14 protein-coding genes and 1 pseudogene are annotated in these 19,482 nt (G+C 62.4%); 12 read left to right on the forward strand and 3 right to left on the reverse strand.

All coding sequences use genetic code 11. The annotated features are described in order from the left end of the window. From EOA75_RS06310 to EOA75_RS06325, 4 genes and pseudogenes are all read left to right on the forward strand, one after another. A pseudogene (locus EOA75_RS06310) lies at window positions 1-664 on the forward strand (hydantoinase/oxoprolinase family protein); the annotation flags it as partial. Next, window positions 661-2,280 carry a hydantoinase B/oxoprolinase family protein gene (locus EOA75_RS06315; RefSeq protein ID WP_127323881.1) on the forward strand — a complete coding sequence of 540 codons (1,620 nt, stop codon included), beginning with the start codon at window positions 661-663 and terminating at the stop codon, window positions 2,278-2,280. The pseudogene EOA75_RS06310 and the gene EOA75_RS06315, both read left to right, overlap by 4 nt. Continuing rightward, window positions 2,277-3,479, forward strand: a complete 1,203-nt coding sequence (locus EOA75_RS06320) for a pyridoxal phosphate-dependent aminotransferase (RefSeq protein WP_127239877.1) — start codon at window positions 2,277-2,279, stop codon at window positions 3,477-3,479. The genes EOA75_RS06315 and EOA75_RS06320 overlap by 4 nt, the downstream gene beginning before the upstream one ends. Window positions 3,480-3,482: 3 nt before the next feature. Next, window positions 3,483-4,295 (forward strand): NAD(P)-dependent oxidoreductase, encoded by an 813-nt coding sequence (locus tag EOA75_RS06325; protein WP_095802273.1) that lies wholly within the window; start codon window positions 3,483-3,485, stop codon window positions 4,293-4,295. Window positions 4,296-4,373: 78 nt separating this feature from the next. Here EOA75_RS06325 and EOA75_RS06330 read toward each other — a convergent pair whose 3' ends face one another. Next, window positions 4,374-5,750 carry an aspartate aminotransferase family protein gene (locus EOA75_RS06330; protein ID WP_095802338.1) on the reverse strand — a complete coding sequence of 459 codons (1,377 nt, stop codon included), beginning with the start codon at window positions 5,748-5,750 and terminating at the stop codon, window positions 4,374-4,376. A gap of 263 nt (window positions 5,751-6,013) precedes the next feature. On the opposite strand from EOA75_RS06330, the gene EOA75_RS06335 reads away from it, so the two are divergent. The 3 genes from EOA75_RS06335 to EOA75_RS06345 all read left to right on the forward strand — a co-directional run bounded on the left by EOA75_RS06335 (window position 6,014) and on the right by EOA75_RS06345 (window position 9,631). Next, entirely contained in the window at window positions 6,014-7,132 is a 1,119-nt protein-coding gene (locus tag EOA75_RS06335) for an NAD(P)/FAD-dependent oxidoreductase (RefSeq protein WP_127323882.1), read from the forward strand. 173 nt (window positions 7,133-7,305) lie between these two features. Then, the gene (locus tag EOA75_RS06340; RefSeq protein ID WP_127323883.1) at window positions 7,306-8,094 is read left to right on the forward strand and encodes an enoyl-CoA hydratase-related protein; all 789 of its coding nucleotides are present in this window, start codon (window positions 7,306-7,308) and stop codon (window positions 8,092-8,094) included. A gap of 1 nt (window position 8,095) precedes the next feature. Further along, a complete protein-coding gene (locus tag EOA75_RS06345) occupies window positions 8,096-9,631 on the forward strand; it encodes a 3-hydroxyacyl-CoA dehydrogenase (protein WP_259979823.1) in 1,536 nt (511 codons plus the stop codon). An 86-nt stretch (window positions 9,632-9,717) separates the two neighbouring features. Here EOA75_RS06345 and EOA75_RS06350 read toward each other — a convergent pair whose 3' ends face one another. Beyond that, window positions 9,718-10,332 (reverse strand): Crp/Fnr family transcriptional regulator, encoded by a 615-nt coding sequence (locus EOA75_RS06350; RefSeq protein ID WP_067328760.1) that lies wholly within the window; start codon window positions 10,330-10,332, stop codon window positions 9,718-9,720. A 575-nt stretch (window positions 10,333-10,907) separates the two neighbouring features. Further along, the gene (locus EOA75_RS06355; protein ID WP_127213737.1) at window positions 10,908-11,465 is read right to left on the reverse strand and encodes a hypothetical protein; all 558 of its coding nucleotides are present in this window, start codon (window positions 11,463-11,465) and stop codon (window positions 10,908-10,910) included. 411 nt (window positions 11,466-11,876) lie between these two features. Here EOA75_RS06355 and EOA75_RS06360 point away from each other — a divergent pair, with 411 nt between their 5' ends. From EOA75_RS06360 to EOA75_RS06380, 5 genes are all read left to right on the forward strand, one after another. Further along, entirely contained in the window at window positions 11,877-13,967 is a 2,091-nt protein-coding gene (locus EOA75_RS06360; RefSeq protein WP_095802268.1) for a polysaccharide biosynthesis tyrosine autokinase, read from the forward strand. Window positions 13,968-13,988: 21 nt separating this feature from the next. Beyond that, window positions 13,989-14,552 carry a transcription termination/antitermination NusG family protein gene (locus EOA75_RS06365; RefSeq protein WP_095802267.1) on the forward strand — a complete coding sequence of 188 codons (564 nt, stop codon included), beginning with the start codon at window positions 13,989-13,991 and terminating at the stop codon, window positions 14,550-14,552. Between the two features lie 272 nt (window positions 14,553-14,824). Continuing rightward, window positions 14,825-16,573 carry a hypothetical protein gene (locus EOA75_RS06370; RefSeq protein WP_245466577.1) on the forward strand — a complete coding sequence of 583 codons (1,749 nt, stop codon included), beginning with the start codon at window positions 14,825-14,827 and terminating at the stop codon, window positions 16,571-16,573. A 184-nt stretch (window positions 16,574-16,757) separates the two neighbouring features. Further along, a complete protein-coding gene (locus EOA75_RS06375; RefSeq protein ID WP_127213738.1) occupies window positions 16,758-17,978 on the forward strand; it encodes a glycosyltransferase in 1,221 nt (406 codons plus the stop codon). A gap of 136 nt (window positions 17,979-18,114) precedes the next feature. Further along, on the forward strand, window positions 18,115-19,479 hold the full coding sequence (locus EOA75_RS06380) for a polysaccharide biosynthesis/export family protein (RefSeq protein ID WP_245456806.1): 1,365 nt from the start codon (window positions 18,115-18,117) through the stop codon (window positions 19,477-19,479). Window positions 19,480-19,482 lie beyond the last annotated feature (3 nt).

Here is a 19,482-nt window from a genome sequence, read left to right on the forward strand (position 1 = left end):
GTGCATCGTTCCGCGCGGCGCCGGCGTCGGCTCGGCGATCGGCTTCCTCAAGGCGCCGTTCGGCTACGAGGCGCTGGCCTCGAAGCTGACGCGCCTGTCGCGGTTCCAGCCTGCCGAAGTGAATGCCCTGCTCGCCGATCTCAAGGCCTCCGCCGAGGGTTTTGTGCGCGGCGGCGCCAGCGGCAGGATCGTCTGCGAAATCACCGCCTTCATGCGCTATGCCGGCCAGGGCTGGGAAATCCCCGTGCCGGTGGCAGACGAGCCGTTCGGCGACGATGCCGTTGCAGAACTCAAGGCGTTGTTCGAGGAGAATTACCAGCGCTTCTTCGGCCGCGCCATCGAGGGGCTCGACGGACTGGAAATCGAGATCGTCACCTGGTCGGTCAAGGCGACGGATGTTCGTCCCGCCGTCGCCAGGCACGAGCTCACACTCGGCAAGAGGACGAGCGAACTCAAAACGACCCGCGAGGTGTTCGATCCGGTCAGCGGCGCGCCGCGCAGCTACGGCATCGTCGAGCGCGACACGCTCCGCCCCGGCGATCGGATCGCGGGCCCCGCGGTCATCGTCGAGCGCGAAACTTCCACCGTCGTCACCACCAGCTTCGACGCCGTCATCCAGAGCGACGGCGCGATCCTTCTGATCCGCAAAGGCAGCCAGGCATGAGCGATATTGGCGAAATCCGCATGCAGGTCATGTGGAACCGGTTGATCTCGGTGGTCGAGGAGCAGGCGCTCACCCTGCTGCGCACCGCCTTCTCGACTTCGGTGCGCGAATCCGGCGACCTGTCGGCTGGCGTGTTCGACCCGCGCGGCCAGATGCTTGCGCAGGCAGTCACCGGCACGCCGGGCCACGTCAACACCATGGCCGAGGCGGTGCTGCATTTCATGCACGAAATCCCGCGCAACCAGATGTTCGAAGGCGACACCTACGTCACCAACGATCCCTGGCAGGGCACCGGCCACCTGCACGACATCACCATGGTATCCCCGTCCTTCCTCAACGGCGAGCTCGTCGCCTTCTTCGCCTGCACGGCACATGTCGTCGATGTCGGCGGGCGCGGCTTCGGCGCCGACGGCAAGTCGGTCTACGAGGAAGGCATCCAGATCCCGATTATGAAGTTCGCGGAAAAGGGCAAGGTCAATCTCGATCTGGTCAGGATCCTGCGCGCCAATGTCCGCGAGCCCAACCAGGTGGTCGGCGATTTCTATTCGCTCGCTGCCTGCAACGAGGTCGGGCACCGGCGCCTCGTCGACATGATGAAGGAGATCGGCCTGACCTCGCTGGATGGGTTAGGCGATTTCATCTTCTCGCGCACCCGCGACGCCATGCTGGAACGCATCGAGGCGCTGCCCAAGGGAAGCTGGTCGAACGAGCTGGTGACCGATGGCTACGACGAGCCGGTGAAACTCGCGGCCACGGTGTCGGTCCGCCAGGACCATGTCGAGGTCGACTTCACCGGCACCGACCCGATGAGCCGCTGGGGCATCAACTGCCCGATCATCTACAGCAAGGCCTATGCCTGCTATGCGCTGAAATGCATGGTGGCGCCCGACATCCCGAACAATGCCGCCTCGCTCGCCTTCTTCACCGTGTCGTCGCCGGTCAACATCCTGAATGCCGTGCGGCCGGCCCCGGTGGCGTTGAGGCACATCTTCGGCCACATGGTGCCCGATCTGGTGCTTGGCGCGTTCTCCAAGGCGTTGCCCGGAAAGATCCTCGCCGAAGGCGCCGGCGCGCTGTGGAACATCCACATTTCGGCGCGGCCCGTCGCCGGCGCGTCCGGCCGCCGCGCCGAAGTGCTGATGTTCAACTCCGGCGGCATGGGCGCGCGGCCTGAGCTCGATGGGCTGTCGGCGACGGCCTTCCCGTCCGGTGTCCATACGATGCCGATCGAGGCGACGGAGCATACCGGTCCGATCGTGATCTGGCGCAAAGAGCTGCGGCCGAATTCCGGCGGCGACGGCGAGTTCCGCGGCGGCCTGGGTCAGATCATCGAGATCGCCGCGACCGACGGCCACGAGTTCGACTTCTCCGCCATGTTCGACCGAGTGAACCATCCCCCGCGCGGGCGCAATGGCGGCGAGCCCGGCGTCGCCGGCGTGGTCAAGCTCGACGACGGCACAAAGATGCGCCCCAAGGGCTGGCAGCACGTCCCCGGCGGGCGGCGGCTGATCCTCGAACTGCCGGGCGGCGGCGGCTATGGCGATCCGGCCAAGCGCAGTGCCGCCGCGCGGGTCAACGACCGATCCAAGGGTTACATCTCGGAGAACGACCAATGAGTTACGTTGCCTCGCGCCTCTCGGCGGTGAAGCCTTCGGCTTCCATGGCGGCTTCGCAGGCCGCCAAGGCGCTGCGCGCCAAGGGTGTGGACGTGATCGACCTCGGGTTGGGCGAACCCGATTTCCCGACCCCGCTTCACATCATCGATGCCGCCCATTTCGCGGCGAAAGCAGGACAGACGCTCTACACCGCTGCCGCTGGCACCATCGAAGTGCGCGAAGCCGTGGCCGGCAAGTTCCGCCGTGAGAACGGGCTGGACTACACGGCCGACGACATCGTCGTCGCCAACGGCGCCAAGCAGATCATCTTCAACGCCCTGATCGCGACGCTGGAGCCAGGCGACGAGGCGATCCTGCCGGCGCCCTATTTCGTCTCCTATCCCGAAATGGTGAAGCTGCTCGGCGGCACGCCCGTCGTCGTCGAATGCCCGGAGACCACAGGTTTCCGGCTGACGCCGGCCCTGCTGGAAAAGGCAATCACGTCAAGGACAAAGTGGCTTTTCCTCAACATGCCCGGCAACCCGTCTGGCGCGGTCTATTCCGCGTCCGATCTCAAGGCGCTGGGCGCGGTCCTGGCAAAACACCCGCAGGTGCTGGTCCTTTCCGACGAGATCTACGAGCACATCCTCTTCGACGGACGCGAATTCGTCTCCTTCGGCAAGGCCTGCCCCGAGCTCAAGGACCGCACCCTGATCGTCAACGGCGTCTCGAAGTCCTACGCCATGACCGGCTGGCGCGTCGGCTACGCAGCCGGCCCCGCGCCACTCATCAAGGCGATGTCGACGATCCAGAGCCAGTCCTGCACCTCGGTGTGCTCGATCGCACAAGCCGCGACCGTCGCCGCCCTCAACGGGCCGCAGGATGAAGTCGCGCGCTTCCGGCAGGCCTTCGAGGCGCGCCGCAACCTGGTAGTGGACGGCATCAGGAAGATAAACGGACTGACGTTGTCGCCGCCGGAGGGCGCCTTCTACGCCTATATCGGCTGCGCCAGCCTGATCGGCCGCAAGACGCCCAAGGGCCTCGTCCTGGAGGATGACGCGGCCGTGGCCAACTATCTTCTCAACGAAGGACGCGTGGCGTCGGTGCCGGGTTTCGCCTATGGACTGTCACCCTATTTCCGCATCTCGACGGCGACCGGCGAAGGGGTGCTGGCCGAGGCGATCTCGCGGATCAATGCCGCCGTCGCGCAAGTGGAGTAAACGATGCCGCACTACGAACGTATATTGATCACCGGCGCCGCTGGCCGGCTCGGCTCGCAATTGCGCAAGGGACTGGTGCCGCTGGCAAGCAAGATCCGCCTGGCGGGCCGCGGGCCGTTCAGCGATCTTGCGCCTCATGAAGAAGAAGCCGTCTTCGATCTTGCCGACATGGAGGCGACCATCGCGGCCACCAAGGACTGCGATGCGATCGTGCATTTCGGCGGCGCGCCGCTCGAATGCGAGTGGCAGACCATCCTCGATTCCAGCATTCGCGGCTCCTACCACATCTATGAAGGCGCCCGGAAACACGGCGTGAAGCGCGTCGTCTACGCCTCCTCGGTACATGCCATCGGCTATCACGAAATCGAGGCGCATATCGGCGTCGACGCGCCGGTGCGCCCGGACAGTCTTTATGGCGTGTCGAAAAATTTCGTCGAAAGCCTCAGCCGGCTTTATTGGGACAAGTTCGGCATCGAGACGGTGTGCCTGCGCATCTTCTCGTCGTTCCCCGAGCCGGCCGACCGGCGCATGCTGTGGTCGTATCTTTCCTTCGCCGACTGCGTGCGCCTGGTCGAGGCATCGCTGACAGCGCCGCGCGTCGGCCACACCATCTCGTTCGGCCTATCCAACAACAAGCTGAAGATGGTCGACAACAGCGGCGCCGATCATCTCGGATTTATCCCGCAGGACAGCGCCGAGCCGTTCCGGGCCGCCGTCGAGGCGAAGACGCCAATTCCCGACCCAAGGAGGCCGTCGGTGAAATATCTCGGTGGCTGGTTCTGCGAACTCGGTCATCCGGACGACAAGCCCGAATAACCATGCCTCGCAAGCAGGTCAGTTCGGAAATGCCGATCTGACCGAGCCGACACGGGCGCTGCCATAGTGATCGATGGGTCAGTCCCGTGGCCGCACCTGCGGCAGCGCGGCCTCGAGCGACCGTTCGAACGCGTCGACCAAAGCGTCGACCTGAGCCTCGGTAATGATCAGCGGCGGACAGAAAGCGATCGCATCGCCCATGTTGCGCGAGATCACGCCGTTGTGCTGCATGAACCCATTGACCAGCGCACCGAGAGCCGCAGGCTTGCCCCATGGCGCCTTGCTCGCCTTGTCGGCGACCAGCTCGACGGCGGCGATCAGGCCGACGCCACGCACCTCGCCCACCAGTGGATGGGAACCGAGCTTGCGCAGCCTGGCCTGCAAATGCGCGCCGACCGTGCGCGCATTGCCGACAAGGTCGCGCTCCTCGATCAGCTTGAGGTTTTCCAGCGCGACGGCCGCGGCGACAGGATGACCGCCGCCGGTGAAGCCGTGGCCGAAGGTGCCGATGCGATCGCTCTCGTCGGCGATCGGTTCGAAAACCTTGTCGTTGATCAGCAGCGCCGAGATCGGCAGGTAGGACGACGAGATCTGCTTGGACAACACCATGATGTCGGGCTTGATGCCGAAGGTCTGCGAACCGAACATCTCGCCGGTGCGGCCGAAGCCGCAGATGACCTCGTCGGCCACTAAAAGAATGTCGTATTTCGACAGCACCGCCTGGATTTTTCCCCAATAGCCGGCGGGCGGAACGACCACGCCGCCGGCGCCCATGATCGGCTCGCCGATAAAGGCGGCGATGGTTTCCGGCCCCTCTGCGAGGATCAGCTTTTCCAGGTCGTCGGCCAGACGGCTGGAAAACTGCTCCTCGCTTTCGCCGGGCTCGGCATCGCGCCAGTGGTGCGGCGTCGAGGTGTGCAGGATATTGGCGATCGGCAGGTCGAAGGACAGATGATTGTTCGGCAGCCCGGTCAGGCTTGCGGACGCGATGGTGACGCCATGATAGCCGCGCTTGCGGCTGATGATCTTCTTGCGCGTCGGCTGGCCGAGCGCGTTCGACCGGTACCAGATCATCTTGATCGCCGTGTCGTTAGCCTCGGAGCCCGAATTGGTGAAGTAGGCCTTGCTCATCGGCACCGGTGCCATCTGCACCAGCTTCTCGGCCAGATCGATCAGCGGCGAATGCGCCTTCGAGCCGAAATCGTGGTAGAAGGGCAGCTTCGACATCTGCCGCGTGGCCGCCTCGACCAGTCGCTTTTCCGAGAAGCCGACGGCAACGCTCCACAGGCCGGCCATCGCCTCGATATAGCGGTTGCCGGCAATGTCCTCGACATAGACGCCGTCGCCCTTTTCGATGACCAGCGGTCCCGTTTCCTGATGCTTGCGGGCATTGGTGTAGGCGTGCATGTGGTAGCGGATGTCGCGGGCTTCAGGGGAATTCGGTCTGGCGTCCATGATGGCTCCTGTCTGCGAGTGTAGGACCATCTCGCTGGTCGAGAAGTCCGAAATTTGCCCTCGTGTCTGAGCTGTGATGCATCATCGCGGGTTCAAGCCGCAAGAGCCGCCCTGTCACGATCGATAGCGCCATGGGAACCTGGCGCATGGTCGGTCTCGGAAGCGGCGGCGGGCACATCATTGCCCGACAGCAATGGACAACAGCCAGATGATCCTTGAGAAAGGGCTGTGAGGCGCCGCTCGCGCAACCGAATGGACTGGGCATGGAACGGGTTGACTGCGTGATTGCCGGTGCCGGCGTGGTCGGCCTCGCAATCGCGCGCGGCCTTGCCGCGCAAGGTTTCGACACGCTGATCGTCGAAGCGGCGGATGCCATCGGCACCGAGACGAGCTCGCGCAATTCGGAAGTCATCCATGCCGGCATCTATTATCCGCAAGGCTCGCTCAAGGCGCGGCTCTGCGTGGCCGGACGCGAGAAGCTCTATCGCTACTGCGCCGAGCGCTCGATCCCGCACCGGCGTTGCGGCAAGCTGATCGTCGCGACCGATGATGGGCAGGAGCCGGTGCTTGCCAAAATTCGAGCCAATGCCGCGGCCTGCGGTGTCGATGACCTGCGTTTCCTCTCCGCCGCCGAGGCTCACAAGCTTGAGCCGGCGCTGCATTGCACCGCTGCGCTGCTTTCGCCCTCGACTGGCATCATCGACAGCCACGCGCTGATGCTCGCCCTGCTCGGCGAAGCCGAGGGAGGCGGTGCGCTGCTGTCGCTCAACACCCGCATCGTGTCGGGCCGGATCGAAGCCGACCGCATCGTTCTCCAGACAACCAGCACGGGAAGCGGCGAAGATTTCGAGATCGCCACATCGCGGCTCGTGAACGCGGCGGGGCTCGGCGCTGTCGCGCTTGCCGGCTCGATCACAGGATTCGATCGCCGGTTCCTGCCCGGGCTTCGCTACGCCAAAGGCAACTATTTTTCAGTGGCGACGCGAGCGCCCTTTTCGCACCTCATCTATCCCGTGCCGGAGCCCGGCGGGCTCGGCGTCCATCTGACGCTCGACCTCGGTGGCACGGCGCGCTTTGGGCCTGACGTCGAATGGACCGATGCGCTCGATTACCGCGTCGACCCCGCACGCGGCACCCGCTTCTATGCTGAAATCCGCAAATACTGGCCGGAACTGGCCGACGGCAGCCTGCAGCCGGCCTATAGCGGTATCAGGCCAAAGCTTTCCGGTCCCGGCGAAGCCAACAGCGATTTCGTCATCCAGGATACCGGGACGCATGGCATCGCGGGCCTGGTCAATCTATTTGGCATCGAAAGCCCTGGGCTGACCTCGAGCCTGGCCATCGCCGAGCATGTGACGCGCATTTTGCTGGAGCATCGCTAATGGATAGAACTCATCGGAGCTCGAGCGAAAGCATGACGCTGAGAAGCCGCCTCAGGCCTGCGGACCGCTCTGATCGCACCGGTCGCAGCAAACAATATCCTTGCGGGCCTCGCGGGCGCTGACCATAATTCGGGTATGAAATTAAGTTTCCCTGTTAGATTCCGCAGCACGAAATGAGTTCCGCGAAAGAATCCCTTGTTGTCGTCGAGAGCCGCCCTGTCGAGAATGTGGGGCTGGTCGAAATCAATCGTCCCGAAGTGCGCAACGCGCTCAACCTCGAAGTGCGGCAGAAGCTGGCCGCCGCCGTGGCAAGCTTTTCCGAGGACACGGAAATCCGTTCGATCGTTATTGCTGGGCGCGGCGGCAACTTCGCTGCAGGAGCCGACATAAAAGCGTTTGAAAAGCTCGGCTCGGCCGACATGCTTCTGCAGCGCACCCACCGCTACTGGGACGCGATCGCCAGGTGCCCGAAGCCGGTCATTGCCGCGGTCGAAGGCTTCGCGCTGGGCGGCGGGTCCGAGCTTGCCATGCACGCCGACATCATCGTCGCCGCACGGACAGCCACTTTTGGTCAGCCTGAAGTCAAGCTCGGCTTGATGCCGGGCGCCGGCGGCACCCAGCGCCTGCTCAGGGCAATCGGCAAATACAAGACGCTGATGCTCCTTCTCACCGGCGACATGTTTTCGGCCGAGGATGCCGAGCGTGCCGGCTTGGTCAGCACCCTGACGGATGAGGGCCAGGCCTTGCAGCATGCGCTGCAAATCGCTGAGAGGATCGGCCGTCTTCCGCCGCTGGCCGTCGAGCAGATCAAGGAGGCGGTCGTCAACGGCGAAGACGCTCCGTTGGAAACCGCCTTGAGGCTGGAACGCAAAGCCTTCCAGCTGCTTTTCGATACCGCGGACAAACAGGAGGGCATTGCCGCCTTCCTGGAGAAGCGCGGACCCTCGTTCAAGGGGCGCTGACTTGGCAGGCGCGGGAGGGGAGCCCACCAGTCGGATCGGGAAAGCCGGTGTCGTAGGCGCCGGGGTGATGGGTTCCGGCATAGCGGAGGTCCTGGCGGCGGCAGGCATCGATGTGATGATGGTCGATGATGCCCCCGGAAAGGCGGCGGCGGCCATCGAGCAAATCGCGTCGCGTCAGCGCGCCAGGGCAGCCGCCGGCAAAGTCAGCTCGGAGGTAGTCGAGAAGCTGCTCGCCCATATCGAACCTGCCGAAACACTTGGGCGACTGGCAGGCGCCGATCTGGTGGTGGAAGCTATTGTCGAACGTCTCGAGCCCAAACGTCAGCTCATCGAGGCGCTGGAGACAATCGTCAGGCCGGACGCCATCATCGCGACCAACACCTCTTCGCTGTCCGTCACGGCGATCGCTTCCGCGGCCAAGCGACCTGAGCGGATTGCCGGCTACCATTTCTTCAATCCCGTGCCCGTGATGAAACTGGTCGAGGTCGTCTCAGGAGCTCACACGGCGCCTGAGGTGGAGCACACGCTGGTCGAGCTTGCGGCCCGCTTCGGCCACCGGCCCGTCGTCGCCAGCGACACGCCCGGCTTTATCGTCAATCACGCCGGCCGCGCCTTCGGCACCGAGGCCCTGGCCATGCTGCGGGAGGGCGTGGCCTCGATCGCCGAGATCGATGCGATCCTGCGCGACGCCGCCGGCTTCAGGATGGGCCCCTTCGAATTGATGGACCTCACCGGGCTCGATGTCTCCCACCCGGTGATGGAGGGTGTCTACAACCAGTTCTATCAGGATCCGCGTTACCGCCCTTCCGTCATCGCGGCGCAGCGTGTGGCTGCGGGCCTGCTCGGGCGCAAGACCGGACGCGGCTTCTATGCCTACGACGGCAGCCGGCAAGCCGTTCCGCCCGCATCGACACAGCCGGCGGAGACCGCCGGGATTCCGGATCGCGTCACCGTTCTGGCCGACAATGACACCGGCGAAATGCAAAAACTGGTCGCGTCGGCCGGCGCCACTGTTTGCGGTCTCCAGGATCAGGCGCTAGGGCGGGACGGCCTCATCCTCGTAGGGTTGGAGGGGCACGATGTCGCCGGCGCCGCGATGCGGCTTGGCCTCTCATCTTCACTATGCGTCGGGTTCGATCCCTATTTCGGCATGGACCGTCACGTCACGCTCGTCGCGTCGGCGGCGACATCCGATACGGCCAGGAGCGCCGCCCTCGCGCTTGCCAAAAGCGCCGGCCGCAAGGCGACCCTGGTGAGCGATAGTTGCGGCGCGGTCTGCCAGCGCGTGGTCGCGATGATCGTCAATATCGGCAGCGAGATCGTCGAGCAAAAGATTGCATCGGCGGCGGATGTGGACGCCGCCGTACGGCTGGGGCTCGGCTATCCCCACGGACCTCTGGAGTGGGGCAACAAGCTCGGCCCTGCCCGCATTCTGCGCATCCTGGATACGATCCATGACCGCACCCGGGATCCTCGCTACCGCGCAAGTCTTTGGCTGCGACGGCGCGCCGAATTGGGGCTTGCGCTGGAAGAATAGGCTGCCGGAAGGAGACGATTTGGCCCTAACGGTTTGGGCAGTTCAGCACTTCCGCGCGCTGAACTGCCCGTGCCAGGCGCCTTGCATCAGCTCGAAATGTAGGACCGATCAAATCCGGCTGTTTTGATCAGTCCCGGAAGATCGTGCAACTCGACGACCCCGTAACGGAATGAGGCCAGGGCGGTCTGTCGCAACGTTTTCAACACGCGACTCACATGCACAGCCGAAAGTCCCAATGCATCGGCCAGTTCGCCCTGGGTCAGCGGGCATTCAAAGCGGGCCGGATAGCTCGTTGCCGATCGATGTGAGCGGCAGGCCAGTTCGAGAAGGAAATGGGCCGTGCGCTCAACGGCACCCCTTCTGCTGACGCTTGCTAGGTGTTCCGCAACCCTTGAATATCGATCCGCCTCAGCCCGCAGGATTGCTTCGCAGATGGACTGCGGATAACGCGCAGAACATGTACGGACGGGGCCGGCCAGCTCGATCGCGATAACGTCCGAGAGGGCCGTCACCGTATCGCCCGCTTTTCCGGCGAACTCGATCACCGCAATTTCGCGAGGAAGCGCAAAATCGACGATGAGACGTGAGCCATTCGGCAATGTCTTCGCAAATGCCGCCCAGCCGGCGATCATAATCAGAATAGAGGATTTGGTGTGGTATTCGCCTGCAATAGTCGCGTTGGCCGCATAGGTGCGGCGCACGGCTCCTGGCAGTACAGAGATTCCCCTCTCCCAGCTTGCGTCAGCAAGCGTGGGTCCTTTCACCAATCCAACTTGCTTCGATAAGTTCATTTCCCCGAATCGCCCAAGCCCATGATCCACCCCCCCGGGTCAACCAGAAGCTGCAACTATCGACTAGGCAAAAAGTTCCATCTGTCACCTCATCCGAATTGCAGCGCAGTCTACCACCTTTTGGTACAACCCTACACCCTTGGTATATTAAAGTCGCTCAGGCAGCACAGCTTTGGCTTGCAGCGCACGATGACTTCGGAACAACAGCTCGTGCCGCACCGATGCCAAGCAGCATGCCGCGGCGTGCCCGCATGCCGTCGAAATGCAGGCCCCACCGCACCGATCCCGCATACTGCGCCCGACAGTATCGCCTGGACCATCGCAAAGCCCCCGGCGAGAGGCCGGCAGGATCTCGTCGGAGCAAGGACATTACGCGCGACGCCGCGGATGCAGTGAAAAGTTGAACCGCGCTGCTGAGACTCGGTCCGGACAGGCTGCCCGAGAACCTGCCGCCGGAACACCGATCCTTGTCTTCGAACCTTTTGTCAGGGGCTCCCACCCGTCGATGAGGCAAAATCGCGCCCTGCCGATTGCGTTGACGCCGGAGCCGCGGATTCCGGTCGCGGACCGGGCGCTTGCAGCTCTTGCCAAGGCGGCCCTGGGATATATCGCGTCTCGCTTTCTGGATTGTCCGTCGCGCCGACCGCGACGGTTTGCACCATTGCTCCGGCTTCCGGCCTCCGGCGCGAACGCCTGACGCTGTAGGTCTGTCGCCGCTCCTCGGCGACTTCCAGGCCGTCTATTGCCGACGCGACCAATGCGAGGCGGTCCTCGATTTGCTTCATACGCCTCCAGGTGGAAAGCAAGGCCAATGAAACGAGGACGCAATAGGCGAGAAGGGCGGCGACCGCTCCCGCCCAATTCTCGATACCCAACAAAAGCAACATGACAGTGCCGATAATGACGGCAAGGGTCCCGTAGCCCAGCTGCCGGCCCTTAAGAAGAAGCATCAGCGGCAGGGTTGCCGCCAGCAGAAGAATGACCCCGGGACCGTCGAGCACCCAACCTGCAAAACTCGGAACGACTTCGCTATAAGTGTCCATGTCAACCTCAGAACTGCCGAGGCCGGCCGCTTCTCTCGTCGTCAGGAGCATCCTTGACGATCGTAGCGTTGTAGTGGACCTCCCTGAAGGGCGAGAGGAAGGTGTCTCGGCGACTTCTTAAAGCTCGGAGAGGCATACGGGGTAGACCAGATCGACCTTTAGCCGAGTTACTACTCAATAATGGTAATGGCGGCGATGTCCGCGAAGCTGATATGTTTCTGCCTTACCGGTGACGCGATCGGTGAGTGGGCGCAGAAGAGCGATTTGGACATGTCGGCGGGACACCAACCCTTACGATTCATGCGTTTGAGAGCGCATAACGGCTAGCTGCCCGACCCATTTTGAAATGAACGCCATTCAGCCGACGCTGAAGGGCTGGGAGTTGTGCTGTCGATCGTGAGGATTCGGGAAATGGCCAGTCCAACTGATAATCCGAGGATGATTCGGGAATTCCTGCCCCTCGACGTCAGGGAAGTCTTCGATTTCTTTCTTCGTCGGTGGAAGCTGGTGTGCGGAATTGCCGTCATCACTTTCACACTGTTTATGGCTGCCGCATATACTCTTCCGACAACATACACCGGCGTCTCTCAGATATTGCTCGACGCTCCGATCGACTATATGACTCCACAGGATTACTCCAATTCCGATTTTTCTGACAATCCAACATTCATTGAAAGTCAGATCGCTGTCTTGAGGTCTGCGTCACTTCTTCAGCAGGTCGTCGACAGCCAAAAGCTGGCGGAAGACCCCAAGATAGGACCGGGAGCATTGATATGGCTCCAGAACGCGCTGGGAGTTTCGCGCGTCGGGCTTGGCAACGTCATTGAGCTTGATGTAGGCGCCTACGATCCGGAAAAAGCGGCATCGCTCGCGAACGCGATTGCCCAGGCCTATGTGGCAGATCGAATAAGGTCCCGTTACGAAGGGGTCCAGAAGGCCTCCTCGTGGCTCAGCGATCGGGCCGCCTATCTGCGAGCGGAGCTCAGCCGCTCGGAGCAAGCTGTCCAGAAGTTTCGGATCGATCACAATCTAGTAGCGACGCAGGCGGGCAGCTTGACTGACCAGCAACTGTCCGAGTTGAACGTCGCCCTAATCAATGCTCGCGCCGAGTTGTCCGAGAAACGTTCGCAATATCAGCAAGTTAGCAAGGTACAGGCTGCCGGAGGCGACATCCAGTCGATTCCGGACGTGCTGCAGTCGGTGGTGATTAACGCGCTCAGGGCTCAGCTCTCCGGAGTGACCCGGCGGGAAGCCGACCTCAAATTGAAGTATGGCGAGCGGCATCCCGAGGTCTTGTCCGCTCAGGCCGAGCGCCGCGACATCGAGGGACAGATCGCCGCCGAAGTCCAGCGCCTGATCGGCAATCTGAAGAACGAGGTCGACGCGGCCGAAGCTCGGGAGGCTTCTCTGGCTCGCGCCCTGGACTCGGTATCCAACCGCTCCGAAATCGAAGGTCAGGTTGGCGTCCAGTTACGCGATCTGGAGAGGATCGCGGCCGCGAACAAGGAACTCTTCGAGACGTTCCTGTCGCGCGCCAAGCTCACCGAGGAGAAATCCACCCTCCTCAACAGCGGCGTGCGTGTAATCACCGATGCCAGCGTTCCTGGCGCTCCGAGCTTCCCAAACAGGCCTCTTTTTGCGGCTTTGGGTGTGGTTTTCGGCATCTTCTTCGGGGGCGCCGGCGCCGTTCTGCGTGAACTCTTCGCTTCCGGCTTCATGGCAAAGAAGCAGATCGAGGAAGAATTGGCCGTTCCGGTTCTTGCGTCGATGCCAAGGATGTCAGGCTGGTCGAAAGACGTCCATGCTCAGCCTGTGGCCTATCTCGAGCGCAAACCGCTCTCCAGGTACAGCGAAGCGGTGCGGCGGCTTCGCCTCGGTATCCAGGCCACGCCGGAATTGGACCGTTCGCCGCGCCTGGTGCTCGTGACATCGGCGATGCCCGGCGAAGGCAAGACAACGCTGGCATTGAGCCTGGCTTGCTCGGCGGCTGCCGACGGCGAACGGGTTCTGGTCATCGACGCGGACTTGCGCCTTTCGGCCGCCACGGCCTTCTTCGGCATGGCTGACAAGGTCGGATTGGTCGATCTCCTGACCTTGCCGGTGAAGGCCGCAAACGCGATCCATCTGGACGAACGCTCGGGCATATCCATGCTGCCCGCAGGAGCAAGAACCCGCAACCCGCCTGCCCTTCTTGCTTCGGCGCGAATGCGCTCGCTGCTTGAGGAAGTTCGGGGCAAATTCGACACGGTGATCATTGACGCACCACCCGTCGGACCCGCGGCCGATGCCTCGATCCTGGCCAGGCATGTCGACAAGGTCGTCTTCGTCGTGAGGTGGCGGGAAACCTCGCGCGAGGCCGTTGCCGAAGGAATTCGACATCTTGGCGATCGGTCCAAGCTTGCCGGCATTGCCCTGACGATGGTGGACGAACCAAAGCTGCCCAGATACGGCCGTTACACGTCGCTCGAAAGCAGTGTCTCGGACAGTTACTACCTCAATTAGGGAAAGACACAGTATTGAGTCATGCTGCACACTAACTTCTGCAACAACGGTTTTCCTGACTCGGCGGACAAAAGTCACGGCGGCGAAGCTGCGCGCTGGTGCGTGGTCCAGACGCACCAGCATTCCGAGAGCCTTGCCGAGCGGCACCTGCTATCGCAGAACTTCCGGACCTATCTGCCCAAGCGCAGGCGAACCGTCCGGCACGCCCGCAGGGTCAGGACCGTCTCCAGCGCGTATTTCGACTGCTATCTGTTCGTCTCCCTGGCTGTCCATCAGCAGAGCTGGTACCCGATCAACTCGACCGTGGGCGTCCGAAAGCTCGTCATGAGCAAGGGCATGCCGGTACCGGCGCCTTATGGGGTGGTTGAATCCTTGATATCGGCAACCGATGAGGACGGGATTTTGCACCCGGACATCCTGTTGAGGCCGGGCCAGAAAATCAGGATCATAGACGGGCCATTTTCGGACCAGCTCGGGGTACTTGATCATGTCGGAAGCGCCGGAGCGGTCAGAATCCTTCTCGACATCATGAACCGGTCTACTCCTATCACTATTGATCGGGACAAGTTGTCGATAGTGTCTTGAAACTACCCGGTGAGTTTTTACTCACCGCTTTCGTTACACAGATGCCGAAATACTCGGCAGGGAGTGATGAGTTGGCACCCAATTCACCCTCGGTGCGGTAGCCTGCGAAGGTGATGTCAGAACCTGCGGGCCGGCACTGAGACGATTGGTCGTTCGACATCCCAGGAACACCAGCCCACCGAGGGGCTTGGACTTACCGCACGCCAGTTCCACGACGTTTCCGGCGACGACGAGCGGGTGACGCTCGCCCGCGACCAATCACGAGAAATCTCTTGCAAACACCACGCAAGTCCAAATCGGCAGCCTTCCCTCCGGCCGCGGCCGGAGACCTTCGGGATCGTCTGCAGCCGCAGCAGTATCGACGCTGGGCTACGGAGGCCAAGGCGGAGATCGTGGCGGAAACGTTGGCGCCGGGAGCGAATGTTTCAGCGTCGGCGAAGACTGTTGGCGCGGGCGCATTGGGCAGCCACTCAGGTGCAGCGCCGTATCAAACTGACGGAGACGCTCCTTTCAGGCCGATCGAAACGGCGCCGGCACTGCCGATTGCCAGCGAACTGTTTCGAGCACTCAATGAAGCTGGCGTGAGGTACGGAATTATTCAGGATCTCGCGTCCGTGCACGACGGATTTGCCGGCCGGGATGATCTGGATGTCCTTTTGGACAAGCATGACTACCCGCTCTTCTGCTCTATCGTCTGTCAATTGCACGGCCGGCGCGGCGTGAGCCTCTCCTGCTACGATAATGTCTGTGCCGGCAGAGAAGACTGGTTCCTGCCTGACTTCACGCATGGCCGCTATCTCCATCTCGACATGCATATCGGTGCCCGCGTCGGCCGGGAATTTCGCAAGCGCTATCCGGCTTTCGATTATGCGGCGATCACGCGATGGGAGGCGATTTGCGTCGACGGAGTATCGGTTCCGGTGGTCTCTCCCGAAGACGAGCTTCGAATAGCGATTGCCCGCTTCGCCTTCCGCGCCTCGGCGCTTCCATGGAGGCAATGGATCACCCTCGACGAGGGTTGGAAGCAGCACTTTGCGCGCCTGCCGTCCACGTCGGACGAGCACGGCTTGCAGGTCGTCGACTGCACGTTTGACGGCGCAAGAACGGTGCGCTGCAGGTTCCTGCAAAGCGCCGACGGCTTGGCCGCCCACCGCGGAGATCTGGCCAGGCTGCGGCGTTCGATCCGGGAAATGTGTGGCTATACGGGACGCCCCGCCATCGCCGATGCGGCGGTCCATCTGGTGCGCAAGACCTGCTATCTCGCCCTGAGATCCCTCCACCGCTTGCTGCCGGGGCGCTTTCCACCGAAGAGACGGCCCGCAGCTGGTGGATTCGTGGTGGCCTTGATAGGTCCCGATGGCATGGGCAAGAGCACTCAGGCTACCTGGCTGAGGCAGATATTCGGGTGGAAATTCGGATGTGCCCAAGTCTATGTCGGAACTGGCGATGGCAATGGATGGCGGCTTCGCAAGGCACTGCAGGCCGTCGTCTCTCCCCATAGACGGCGCCTGAAGTCCCTGGCCCAGAACGATGGCAACGATTCCTCCGGCCGGGCTTGGTCGAAGGGAGGATTTGTCGCTGCCGCGTTGGCGTTTTGGGCGGTTTTGATCGCGTTTGAGCGATACGCTGTAGTGCAACGCGCACATCGATGGTCGACGCGCGGCATGATCGTCATCTGTGACCGGTGGCCGCAGGCGCTCGGCAGGGGATATCTGGACGGGCCGACCATTCCCGCTCGCCTGTTCTCCGTCCCAGGCCTGTCAGTTCTCGCCCGGCTTGAGCAGCGACTCTACGAGAAGATGGCGGAACGCCGCCCACACCTCGTTTTGCACCTCGTTTCAGACTTTGCGGTCTCCGAACAGCGAAAGCCCGGGGACATCAGGAAAGAAGCGTTCGACGCGCGGCTATCGCTGATGGCGGAACTGCGGGCGAAGGACAAGGATATCCGGACCGTTGACGCCAGCGCCGGCATAGAGGCCGTCGGCCAAGAGTTGTTCAGGCATATCTGGCTGTCTCTCTGAGAGGCAAATCGGGCGGTCCAACCGCCCCGCATCATCCCCGACGTGCAGCTTTTACGCGATCGCGCCGAACGACGGGCGAGCCCGGCCCGTGCCCCGAAACCCGCGGAAGGCGCCCGGCGATACTCCCGCTCGATCCCCTCGATCTCCCGCCGCTTCGCATTTCATGTCCCTGAGGTACAAGCAAATGAAGATCGTCCATGTGATCACCAGACTGCTTCGAGCCGGCTCCGAGGAGAACACGTTGGCTTGCTGTCTCGCTCAGGCGCGGCACGGCCATGAAGTGCTGTTGGTTCACGGCGCGGAATACGACCCGAGGTTACGGGCATCCCTTGCCGGAGCCCTTCGACTGGTGACGCTGGAAAAACTCATCAATCCGATCTCGCCGTCCCGCGACGTTTCCGCCTTCAGGCAACTCACCCGCCTTATGCGTGATTGGCGGCCCGACATCGTGCACACGCATCAAAGCAAAGCCGGCATTGTCGGCCGCCTCGCCGCCAAGGAAGCCAATATCCCCGGCATCATACATGGCGTCCACATCTTGCCTTTCGTGCATGTCGGCCGCGGGCAGAGGCTGGTGTTCCTGGCCGCCGAACGCCTGGCCGCGAGGTTCACGCGCGCTTTCATCGATGTCAGTCAGGCTATGCGCGACATCTGCATCGCCAATCATCTGGGCAGCCCCGATCAGCACCATGTCGTCCATTCCGGCTTCGATCTGGCACGCTTCGCGAACGCGCGATGGCCGCAAGATCCGCATCTGCTCCTGGGGACGGCTGCCGGGGAGCCAAAGCCGCCGGTGGTTCTGATGTTGGCCGCGCTGGAACCGAGAAAACGCCACGTCGAGTTCATTGAGGCATTCGGCAAAGTCGTTGACCGAGTTCCAAACGTGCGACTGCTCCTCGCCGGTGACGGACCGGCGCGTTCGGACGTTGAATCGGCCATTGAACGATCCCGGTTCGCAAACAACATTCGCATGATCGGCTACCATAGCGAGCCCGAACGACTGATCAGCCTGGCGGACGTGTGCGTACTGACCTCGATGCGAGAGGGATTGCCTCGCGTCATGATGCAGTATTTGGCCGGCGGTCGAGCCAGCGTGGTCTCGCATTTGCCCGGCGTGGAAGAGGTTGTCCGCCATGGCGTGAACGGAATTGTGACCCCGGCCGAGGATGTGGGCGCCGCGGCGGCGGCTGTCGCCGGTCTTCTCGAGAACCAGCAGCACCGCACTCAACTGGCCGACGGCGCGAAACGCACCGACCTGTCGTCCTGGGGGCTGGACGCCATGTGCGAAAGCGTCGAGCAGATTTATCAATCCGTGCTGGAGCCCGCCCCTTCGGCCGCGAGGCCAAACGAGGCGAGAATTCGCGACCGCCTCGCCGGGCAAACCTTCGGGCTGCACGGATTTTGATCAGCCTTCGCTGCTCCGATGGAATTCGGAATGCAGGCTTACTTCTCGAACCATAGGAAGAACCTCTTGTCACGCTCCCGCCGGCGAATGTCGACGGGCCCCGATGGCAGCAGGCTAGACAACCGGAGTACCGACGATGCGTATGCGTATTGACCAGCAATTTCCTCCCAAGCCTCTGCGCATGAAGGGCTGGGGCCGACGGCTAGTTTCCAACTTCGAACCCGCGGTCGGCAGCATGCTCGCAATGATCGGTGGACTTGCCGTTGCCATTGTACTGCTCACCGCAAGTGCATCGCGCGCGGATGGATACACCTTCGACACCGGTGACATCCTGCGTGTGTCCGTGATCGGCGAACAATCCTATCCGCTGGAGGTCGTGGTCGATGATCGGGGCTCTATCTCACTGCCAATGTTGGGTGACATCAAAGCGCGCGGCCTGACCACCGTTGCCCTCTCGCAGGCCATCCAGCAAGCATTTCAGCAGCAGAAGCTGATCCTCCAGCCGTTCGTGAAAGTGGAGATCGGACAATACCGGCCATTTTTCATCTCCGGAACGGTGGCCCACCCTGGATCCTATCCGTTTCAACCCGGAATAACGGTTCGCCATGCACTCGCTATAGCAGGCGGGTTTCGCGCCAGCGCTGTGGGCAACACGGAGCCGGCCCTGGAAATAGCTGATCTGCGAAGCGCGCGCTCAAACCTGGCGCTTGAAGAATATCGCCTGAAGGTCCGTCTTGCTCGGCTCCAGGCGGAAAGTCGACTGGAAAAGTCCTTCGTCGCTCCTCCCGATTCGCCCGTCGAGTTTGGCGGGCAATTGATTGACGGCATCATCGCGTCCGAACAGCAGCAGCTGGACGCCCGCCTTGCCGCGTATCGGGATGACGTTTCCTACCTGGAGGCCTCGCTGGATCGGGCGAAGAAGGAAGCGGCCATGCTAGCCGCGGCCAGGGAAGAACGTGAAAAGACCGCGAACATCCAACTGCAAGAACTGCAGTCTGCCCGGTCTCTGCGGGAAAAGGGTTTGATAACGAACTCGAATGTGTTGACGGCGGAACGAGCACATACCAGCTATCGGGCTGAACTGGCGCAGACGGAATTGCAGCAGGAACAGGCGCAGCAGGCGATGCTGAACGCTGAAAGCGAGCTGCGAAAGAAGCACCAAAGTCACGAAATGGAATTGATCGGCCAGACCCAGGACGCGCAAGTTGAGCTCGGAAAAATCCAAAGTCAAATCAGATACGTGGCCGACAAGCTTCTCTTTATCTTCACTTACGGCGAACAGAGAACCTTCGACGACCTGCAGGGCTCGGTGAGGATTTCCATCTTCAGGCGCGACCAGAAGATCGCCCACGACATCGTCGCCGATCAAAACACGGAAGTGAGAGCCGGCGACGTCATCGAGGTTTCCGTCGTGGCCAACAAGGGGTTCTACGCTCCGGACGCTGGTACCTCTCCCAAAGTGCAAAATCCGGCCGTCCAGCGCAGCATGGTCGGCCAATAGAGC

The sequence above is a fragment of the Mesorhizobium sp. M1A.F.Ca.IN.022.07.1.1 genome (assembly GCF_003997575.1).
GTDB lineage: Bacteria > Pseudomonadota > Alphaproteobacteria > Rhizobiales > Rhizobiaceae > Mesorhizobium.

What these genes read in the sequence shown, in the direction of transcription:
- EOA75_RS06320 (WP_127239877.1), top strand. Translation starts at nt 2,277, where the DNA reads ATGAGTTACGTTGCCTCGCGCCTCTCGGCGGTGAAGCCTTCGGCTTCC.
- EOA75_RS06340 (WP_127323883.1), top strand. Translation starts at nt 7,306, where the DNA reads ATGAGTTCCGCGAAAGAATCCCTTGTTGTCGTCGAGAGCCGCCCTGTC.
- EOA75_RS06360 (WP_095802268.1), top strand. Translation starts at nt 11,877, where the DNA reads ATGGCCAGTCCAACTGATAATCCGAGGATGATTCGGGAATTCCTGCCC.
- EOA75_RS06380 (WP_245456806.1), top strand. Translation starts at nt 18,115, where the DNA reads ATGCGTATGCGTATTGACCAGCAATTTCCTCCCAAGCCTCTGCGCATG.
- EOA75_RS06330 (WP_095802338.1), bottom strand. Translation starts at nt 5,750, where the DNA reads ATGGACGCCAGACCGAATTCCCCTGAAGCCCGCGACATCCGCTACCAC.
- EOA75_RS06355 (WP_127213737.1), bottom strand. Translation starts at nt 11,465, where the DNA reads ATGGACACTTATAGCGAAGTCGTTCCGAGTTTTGCAGGTTGGGTGCTC.
- EOA75_RS06365 (WP_095802267.1), top strand. Translation starts at nt 13,989, where the DNA reads ATGCTGCACACTAACTTCTGCAACAACGGTTTTCCTGACTCGGCGGAC.
- EOA75_RS06325 (WP_095802273.1), top strand. Translation starts at nt 3,483, where the DNA reads ATGCCGCACTACGAACGTATATTGATCACCGGCGCCGCTGGCCGGCTC.
- EOA75_RS06315 (WP_127323881.1), top strand. Translation starts at nt 661, where the DNA reads ATGAGCGATATTGGCGAAATCCGCATGCAGGTCATGTGGAACCGGTTG.
- EOA75_RS06335 (WP_127323882.1), top strand. Translation starts at nt 6,014, where the DNA reads ATGGAACGGGTTGACTGCGTGATTGCCGGTGCCGGCGTGGTCGGCCTC.
- EOA75_RS06375 (WP_127213738.1), top strand. Translation starts at nt 16,758, where the DNA reads ATGAAGATCGTCCATGTGATCACCAGACTGCTTCGAGCCGGCTCCGAG.